The sequence below is a fragment of the Palleronia sp. genome, from assembly GCF_042089775.1.
Lineage (GTDB): Bacteria > Pseudomonadota > Alphaproteobacteria > Rhodobacterales > Rhodobacteraceae > Palleronia.
Map to the genome: position 1 here is coordinate 1 of NZ_JBELKF010000111.1, position 8,236 is coordinate 8,236.

Sequence of the window (8,236 nt, forward strand, 5' to 3'; positions counted from 1 at the left end):
CACAAGGTCGTCCATAGCGCGTCGAGAAAGGTCAGGACCACGAGACCCGCACCGATCAGGATAAGAATGACGCTCATCTGGAGCCTCCCGGATGCTCTTTCCAAACCTGATGTGCCACGCTCGCCGGAGCGAGCAGCGAAACGCCTTGGGCGCCATGCATCTTGATGGCGCCGATCGCCTCGAGCACGACGGCGTCGACCCCAGCCGTGCCCTCGTATCCAGATTTCTCCGCCAAGGCGCAGATCGACCGCTCTGTCGTCTGAGCTCGGGCGCGGCCTGATGCGATGCAGCGTCTTCCATAAAAGAGAAGGGCCGGCTCTGACTTCGCGCGACCTCGTGGCACCGGCCACGGGAACGGGCGCTGTGCGTTCAACTGGAGCGCCAAGGCGAGAGTGGCGAGTGCGAGAACGGCCTCTTCCAGCCCCGGTGCTTTATGAACGAGAACGATGCCGAGTCCGACACCAAAGGCGGCCGTCAGGAACAGCTCGAAAGATGTCAGTCGAGCGGGTTCGCGCCTGCCAAGGATCAGTCGCAACGCCACCAATGCAACGAGGACGACGATCATCCCCGCAGACATCTCGACGATAGCCTGCCAGTCCTGCATGTTCTTTCTCCCGGCCGTTCTCCGGGCGAAACGCACCACCGGCCTCGCGGTTCGGAGATTCCCGAACTTCGAGAAAGGGTAGAGGGGTCACTTTTCATCGGCTTCATTGGACGGGCATAAGCGATCAAACGCCAACATCGGCGCGGCGGGAGCCTCGACGCCCAAGCCCTATGGCTGACGATCGGCATTTGCGCAGAACCGGCTGCTTTCAGGCCGTTCGAAACGACCGTGTGCAACGATGCATGGAGCTCGCTGATCGGTTCGGCGTGAGGGAATCCACTGGCCTGCGCCGCGGGTGCGCAACCTCTGCCGCAGCAGCGAGGGTGCATGATCGAAAGGCGAAAAGCGGCGTTGCTGCGCGAGCGAAGCGCGCGGCGTCGCCTGCTTGGGCAGCCATTCATCGGGCCGCCGCACAGGGCGCCTTCGGGAGTGCAAAGAAAGGCGAAGTGCGGGCCTGCGGCAGGGCGGCAAAGCGAATGCAGAAGTTCGTGAAGCGGCACTCCGGCGCCGAGTCCTGATCCGCTCGGGCAGAGCGGCCTCGATCCAAAAGCACGCCGGTGCGACACCTTCAGCCGCATCAACGACCACAAGAGCACCGCCAGGACAAACTGCTGCCGTGGAAGTGGGCGCAAGTCCGCGAGGTGACACGAATGGTGCCCTGCTACGCGACTGCAATCCTGGCCGGACCCGCGTGCGATGCCAACCATCTGGAACAGCAGTTCGCAGCTCGCGTTGAAACTTCAACTCGTGGGACCGCTTCAAGCCAAGGCGGCAGGTCATGGCAGACCACCGCGAACGCGCAGGCGCACCTGTGCATATCTCCACCATCGCCGAAACAGGAGGACTTGAAGTGACACTTAGATTGAAGCCATTGGCCGAGCAGACGATCGTCGTGACCGGCGGCTCATCCGGCATCGGCCTGACAATCGCCAAGCGGGCCGCCGAAGCGGGCGCCCGGGTCGTTCTTGTGGCGCGGGACGAGGACGACCTGCAAGAAGCGAAATCGCAGATTGAACAGTCGGGTGGCGCCGCGGACCACGTCGCTGCGGATGTCGGCGTCCGCGAGCAGGTGCGGAAGGTCGTCGAAACTGTCGTGGCTCGTCACGGCGGGTTCGACACCTGGGTGAACGACGCCGGCGTGGGCGCCTACGCCAAGGTCGAGGAGATCTCGGACGAGGACCACGAACGCCTGTTCCAGACGAACTATTGGGGCGTGGTCTATGGCTCGACCGAGGCGCTGAAGCACCTCAAGGGCAGGGGCGGTGCGCTCATCAATATCGGCTCGATCGCCTCTGACATGCCCACGCCGCTTCTGAGCACCTATTCCGCCTCGAAGCACGCCGTGAAGGGGTTCACCAACTCGCTGCGCCTCGAACTCATGCACGAGGACGCGCCGGTTTCACTGACCCTCATCAAGCCGAGCGGCATGGATACGCCGTTCAGCGAACATGCCCTGAACTACATGGACGAAGCCTCGAAGGTGCCGCCGCCGGTCTACAATCCCGACGTGGTGGCGCAAGCCGTGCTGAGGGCGGCACAGGTTCCCACCCGCGAGGTGACGGTCGGCGGCGCCGGCGCCGTGCAGACGAGCTTTTTCCATGTGCTGCCGAAGATAGCCGGCAAGGTGATCGAACTGATGTTCTACGCGACCGCGCGCGATCCGAACAAGCAGCGGAGCAACGCCGGAGGCTTCCACGAACCCGGTGAGGGCGGCCGGCAGTTCGGCGACCAGGGAACCTTCCGGCGCGATACCAGCGTCTACACGCCGGCGAGCACGCATCCCATCGCCACGCTCGGCATCGCCGCCGCTATTGGCCTCGCAACGTTCGCCATGGTTCGCAGCCGTCCCTCCGCAGGCGTGCTGTCACGGCGCTGACGCTGTCGGACCGACATTGCGCGGAACTGGGGTTCTTCGCAGGTGTTTCCTGATCACCCGCGTGCAGAGCGGATTCATGGTGGAGGTTCCCGATGCTGCGTTTTCAACCTATCTTTCCTGTCGTCGCAGCGGTGCTGTCCGCGTCTGCCGCGATGGCTCAAGACTCTGCAACTCTGAGCGTTGAGCAAAGCGCGGACTATGGCCAATACATCGTCGGCCCTGAGGGGAAGCCCGTCTACATGTTCACCACCGACACCCAGGGAGACGGCGGTGAGCCAGCCATCTCTTGCACATTGGAGCCGTGCCTCGACGCCTGGCCGCTGGTAACGACCGACGGAGAGGTGACCGTAGGTCCGGAGCTCGACGAGTCCCTCGCTGGCACCTTCAGCTACGAAGGGCAAACGGTTGTCACATACAACGGCTGGCCTCTTTATACCTTCGCGCGTGACGGGGCCGGTCAGCCGCCGCAAGGCCAAGACGTCCATTCGTTCGGAGGTGAGTGGTATCTGCTTGGCCCTGAAGGCGAGCAAGTTGAAGAAGCGGAGAGTGGGAAAAACGGCGCGGCGGAGTAGATTGCGTCATCGACCGGTCAAAGAACGCCCTGGTGGATGCTCGCACCTCAGTCTGATCTCGGGCAGCGCCCTTTCCTTTGCTGGGCTCAAGATGCCGCCGCCCGCGAGTGCAGCGCGCACGGCGAACTTGCGCTCCAGGCTCGCCGGCGTGAGGCCGGCTTCCGCACCACCACCACCGCTTTGAGTTTCGGGAGCTTGGGGCACCGGATCTGAGGACGTCTTGCCTCCCTGAAGCGATGCCGTCGGCTTTGACCCTCTGAGGCTGTGCAGAATGTGGCTCCACGTGCCACCTGCCGAGCCGCTGAAGGGTTCTGCATTGATGAGGGACAGGAAAATTGCGCGGCTTCCAGAAGATCAGGCAACCACGTGAGGCCCGCCGGAAGCGCCGAGGGAGGAGACAAGTTCATTGAGTGCAAATCTCGTCATTTGGGTCCCTGTCCTTCTGGGCGCAGTCTGGGCGGCACACTGGGGCGCGGAGCATATGGCAGAGCCGCTGAAGAAGCTGCGCAAGCAATGGGGCTTCTCCGTCGCGGCCGGCGGAGCCTTCGTCGGCCTTGCAGCAGCCTCCCCGGAGATCGGCATCAACACGACGAGTGCGATCCGTGGTGTGAGCGACATCGGCCTCGGCGCGCTCCTGGGCTCGAACGTGCTCGCCATCCCGATGATGGTTCTCGCGGCCTACATCGCGACGCGGAAGCAGGGCATCGGCGATAGCGGCGGACACGAGCATCACGAGGAGCATCGCCGGCAGCATCTTCTGCAAGTGGACCGGCAGGCAGCGACGGTGCAGGCCGTTCCCTATCTCGGCATCGTTGCCCTCTTCGCGCTGCTTACGCTTCCGGCTCCGTGGAGAGGCCTGCAGCCGATCGACGGCTGGATTCTTCTCCTGGGCTACCTGGCCTACGTCGCCCAGGCGCTGCTGCGCGGACGGGCCAAAGGCCAGGAGGTCGAATGGGAGCGCAAGGAGAAGTGGCTGGCAGCGGCGGGTCTCGCGGCCCTCGCCGCAGGCGCCTACTTCACCGTGTTCTCGACAGAGAAGATCGTGAATGCAATCGGCATTTCGAAGATCATCGGCGGCCTGTTCATCACCGCTCCGGTGGCGGCGCTGCCCGAAGTGTTCGCGACTTGGTATGTGGCGCGCAGCGGCCAGGTGACGTCCGGGGTGACCAGCGTGATCGGGGATCACGCCGTGACGATGACACTGGCGTTCATCCCTCTGACGATCGTCGGAATGCCGATCGAGAACTTCCAGCTCTTCTGGGTGACCCTCGCATTCGTGGCCCTCATGCCGACGCTCTATGCGGTCTTCGTCTGGTGGGGTGGACGGGACAGGGGGTTCAGGCGATGGCAGATTCTCGTGCTGCCAACAGTCTACGCGATCTTCATTGCGGTCCTGGTCTTCTGGGTCCAGCCTTTCGGTCCGGGAGCCCAAGGCAGTGGCGGCGCGCCTTCCACTACGGCGGCGTCGAACTGAGGGTCTTCGTTCAGGAGTGTGTCGCGGGATGGGCGCCACCATTCCGAGCAGGCAATCGTCGGCTGCCCGCAGACAGAGGCGGCACCAAGCGTTCGTAGAGATCGAATCCAGAGCCCGCAGGAGGATGATCAAACCATGATCGAGCTGGTGAGCCTCTGCGGATTGCGCGGTCGCTTGCTCCGCACGCATGAGCGCGGATTCATGGAGCAACTGGGGCTGCGCATGAGAAGGGCCGGCTGATTGCCGGCCCTCCAATCCATAAAGAAGAAAACGCTTACCAGTCGAACCAGCCTTCGTCTTCTTCCTGGTAGGTGGCGTATTCTTCTTCGTTCCAGTCGCCGCTTTCGTCTTCGTCATAGGTGCCGAAGGCGCCTTCGTTGAACTCGCCTTCGTTCAGGTCGCCGCTCGCGTCGGCGTCCCACTCGGAGTATTCTTCGTCGCCCCACTGGCTTTCGTCGTAGGCGGCCTGCTCATCTTCGTTCAGGTCGCCGCTCTCGTCTTCATCGAACGACGAGGTGACGCCGGTGTTATACTCTTCTTCAGAGATGCCGCCGCTCGCGTCTTCGTCCCATCCGCCGAAAGCCTCGTTCTCACCGAAGCCGGTGTTGAATTCTTCCTGGTCGACCACAGCATCCTGGTTCGCGTCCCATTCGCCCATGTCCTGAGCCAGGGCGGGGGTGGCGGTCAGGGCAGCCAGAATGGCGCCGACGCTGGCAAACTTCTTCAGATCAATCGTCATGGTTTCCTCCTGGGGGTTAAACTGGCGACGTTGCCGCCGCACTGGCCTCTCAACCGGTTCGGCCGACCGCTGTTCCCGCGCTTCTGCCGGCGAGAGGCAATTGTGAAGTCCCGCTCAGATCACCATCGCCCTTGCCATCGTCGCGGCGCATGTGGGGCCGCTCTGGCCGCCCGGGCTGCTGCTCAGCAACGACGGACGCCGAGGGTCTTGACCGGGTGGCGCCGCCGCAGCCGCTGAACCGAACAGCCGCGAGATCGTTCGCACCAGACTGGCGCCGCAACTTTCGGCGCGGCGCAAAGACAAAGACGGGAGGAGATGACATGAAACTGAGGCTTAGAATGGCCGCAACAGTGGCAGCGCTTGCCGGTGCCCCCGCGGTGGCGCAAGGCATCCCGGACTGGGACACCGATGCCGACGGCGTGCTTGGAGAATCCGAGTTCACGCAGGGCGTTTTCGACTCGGGCGTGTTCGAGGAGTGGGACGCCGACGATGATGAGGCGATCGGCTACTCCGAGCTTTCCAGCGGTCTCTACTCGGCTTGGGACGCGGATGATGACGGTGAGCTCAGCGTCGACGAGTGGGACAGCGCGGTGGACCTCTGGTTCGGTGAATTCGATGTGAACCTGAGTGTCGAGAACTGGGACGCCGACGGCAACGGCGTCATCTCCGAGGGGGAGTTCGCCGAGGCATTGGAGGAAACCGACCTCCTCGCGCGGCTGGGCAACGAGGACGAGGTGCTGGCCGAGGATGAACTGGCCTCCGGTCTGTTCGATATCGCCGACACGAATGACGACGAGACGGTCGCCGAAGAGGAAGACAGCTTCTTCACCGACGTCGCCGAATTCTTCGCGCCCGAGGACGAGTTTACCGCCGAGGTCGACGCGAATACCCTCGAAGACGATGCTCCGCTGATCGAACGGGGCGAGGCGTTCATGCAATTGCCGATCCCCTGTGGCGACGGCGAGAACGCCTGCGAGGACGTCGCGGCCCGCTTCTGCTCCGCCCTCGGCTATGGCCAACCCATCGATTTCCTGAACGTGAACAGCGAGCTCTACGCCATCCGCTGCCAGGACCAGATCTGATCTGCGCAGCCGCGCTGGCGCAACCGTCCGGGCGGGCACCGCCCGGACCATGACAGGCCCAACAGACGGGTCCAGCCCAAGAACTGGAGGAAACCATGAAATTCGCCCTTATAACGCCCACTGGCGTAGCCATCGCTGCCCTCGCAGCCATGAGCCCGGCCGTCGCTCAGGACGCCGATACTCTGGAAGCCCAAGTGCAGACGGAGGACGGCACCGACGCCGGTAGCGTCACGTTCGAACAGGTGGAGCACGGCGTCGTCGTCACGGCTCGTCTCCAGAACCTGCCGGAGGGACCGCACGGGTTCCACATCCACGAGACCGGCGCGTGCGAACCAACGTTCCAGGCCGCTGGTGGTCATTACAGTCCCCGCGAGACTGTCCACGGGTTCGACTCGCCCGAGGGCTATCATGCCGGCGATCTACCCAACGTCTACGTCGCCGCGGACGGCACGGCCACGGCGGACTTCTTCGCGCCGCACCTCACGCTTGAGGAACAGGATGACAATGACGACGATGGCGACAGCAGCCCGTTCACCCTGCGCGATGCGGACGGCTCGGCCATCATGGTCCACGCCCAGATCGATGACTACCGGGCCGAGACGGCCGACTCGACCGGTCCCCGCATCGCCTGCGGCGTGATCGTGCCGAATGAGGCCGATTGACACTGGCTTCGGAGCCGGATGTCCGGCTCCGCCCTTAACTGAAAGGACCAGACCCATGAGACTTTCCCTGCTCGCGCTTCTCGCCTTTTCCGGGCCGGCCTTGGCGCAGCCTCAGAACCAGGTGGAATCCGTCAACACCGGCGAGGTCCCGATCTCGATCCTCGAGGTCGCCACCGGCCTCGATACCCCGTGGGGCATGACGTTCCTGCCCGACGGCCAGATGCTGGTGACCGAGCTGCCCGGCGACCTTGTCGTCGTCAGTGCGGACGGCGCGATCTCGGACCCCATCGAGGGCACGCCAGAGGTGTTCGCCCAAGGACAAGGCGGGCTGATGGACGTGGCGCTGCATCCTGACTTCGCCGAAAACCGGCTGGTCTACCTCTCGTTCGCCGAGCCGGGCGAAGGAGCGACCGCTGGCACCGCACTTGGACGTGGTCGCCTGTCGGAGGACCTGACCAGCATCGAGGACTGGGAGGTCATCTTCCGTCAGGAGCCGAAAGTCGAGGGCCCGAACCATTTCGGCAACCGCATCGTCTTCGATGACGCGGGACACGTGTTCCTCACCCTTGGCGAGCGGTTCAAGTTCGGTCCGGCGCAGGAGCTGTCGAACACGCTGGGCACGGTCGTGCGGCTGAACCTCGACGGCACCATCCCCGAGGACAATCCCTTCGTCGGCGAGGAAGGTGCCGAGGACGCGATCTGGTCCTACGGGCACCGCAACATCGAGGCGGCGATCTGGCACCCCGATGCGCAGCAAGTCTGGGTGACCGAGATGGGTCCCTTGGGCGACGACGAACTCAACGCGCTCGAGCCCGGCGCCAATTACGGCTGGCCGGTGGTCAGCTGGGGCATAAACTATGACGGAACAGATATCCCAAACCCGCCCGAGTTTCCCGAGTTCGCGGAGGCTATCTACAACTGGAGCCCTGTGCGCTCTCCAGCGGGCATGATCCTCTATGACGGTGACCTGTTCCCTGAATGGCAGGGCGACATCCTGTTCGGTGCGCTGTCTGCCGGGGGCGTCGAACACGTTGACATGGAAGGCGGCGAGGTTGCGGGGAGCGAGTTCATCCCGATGAACACCCGCATCCGCGAAGTGGAGCAGGGACCCGATGGCGCGGTCTACCTGCTGACCAACGTCAGTGGGAACGCGGCCGGCGCAGTATGGCGCATGGAGCCCCTCGAAGTGCATCCCCCTTCGGCCGACGACGGCCGCACTGGCCCCGG

8 protein-coding genes are annotated in these 8,236 nt (G+C 64.0%); 6 read left to right on the forward strand and 2 right to left on the reverse strand.

Going from position 1 to position 8,236, the window contains the following annotated elements; genetic code table 11:
* Positions 1 to 73 precede the first annotated feature (73 nt).
* Positions 74 to 604 (reverse strand): hypothetical protein, encoded by a 531-nt coding sequence (locus ACFDS3_RS17515; protein ID WP_375263645.1) that lies wholly within the window; start codon positions 602 to 604, stop codon positions 74 to 76.
* Positions 605 to 1,382: 778 nt separating this feature from the next.
* Here ACFDS3_RS17515 and ACFDS3_RS17520 point away from each other — a divergent pair.
* The 3 genes from ACFDS3_RS17520 to ACFDS3_RS17530 all read left to right on the forward strand — a co-directional run bounded on the left by ACFDS3_RS17520 (position 1,383) and on the right by ACFDS3_RS17530 (position 4,526).
* Positions 1,383 to 2,480: an SDR family oxidoreductase gene (locus ACFDS3_RS17520; protein ID WP_375263646.1), complete on the forward strand. Its 1,098-nt coding sequence runs from the start codon at positions 1,383 to 1,385 to the stop codon at positions 2,478 to 2,480.
* Between the two features lie 92 nt (positions 2,481 to 2,572).
* Positions 2,573 to 3,052, forward strand: coding sequence for a hypothetical protein (locus ACFDS3_RS17525; protein WP_375263647.1), 480 nt, complete (start codon positions 2,573 to 2,575; stop codon positions 3,050 to 3,052).
* 406 nt (positions 3,053 to 3,458) lie between these two features.
* A complete protein-coding gene (locus ACFDS3_RS17530; RefSeq protein ID WP_375263648.1) occupies positions 3,459 to 4,526 on the forward strand; it encodes a sodium:calcium antiporter in 1,068 nt (355 codons plus the stop codon).
* A 274-nt stretch (positions 4,527 to 4,800) separates the two neighbouring features.
* Here the strand turns inward: ACFDS3_RS17530 and ACFDS3_RS17535 are convergent, their stop codons facing one another.
* Positions 4,801 to 5,265, reverse strand: coding sequence for a hypothetical protein (locus ACFDS3_RS17535; RefSeq protein ID WP_375263649.1), 465 nt, complete (start codon positions 5,263 to 5,265; stop codon positions 4,801 to 4,803).
* A 320-nt stretch (positions 5,266 to 5,585) separates the two neighbouring features.
* Between ACFDS3_RS17535 and ACFDS3_RS17540 the strand changes: the two genes are divergently transcribed.
* The 3 genes from ACFDS3_RS17540 to ACFDS3_RS17550 form a co-directional block, all read left to right on the forward strand.
* On the forward strand, positions 5,586 to 6,347 hold the full coding sequence (locus tag ACFDS3_RS17540; protein WP_375263650.1) for a hypothetical protein: 762 nt from the start codon (positions 5,586 to 5,588) through the stop codon (positions 6,345 to 6,347).
* A gap of 95 nt (positions 6,348 to 6,442) precedes the next feature.
* Positions 6,443 to 7,009: a superoxide dismutase family protein gene (locus ACFDS3_RS17545; protein WP_375263651.1), complete on the forward strand. Its 567-nt coding sequence runs from the start codon at positions 6,443 to 6,445 to the stop codon at positions 7,007 to 7,009.
* 55 nt (positions 7,010 to 7,064) lie between these two features.
* The coding region (locus ACFDS3_RS17550) for a PQQ-dependent sugar dehydrogenase (RefSeq protein ID WP_375263652.1) at positions 7,065 to 8,236 on the forward strand (1,172 nt) is incomplete at its 3' end.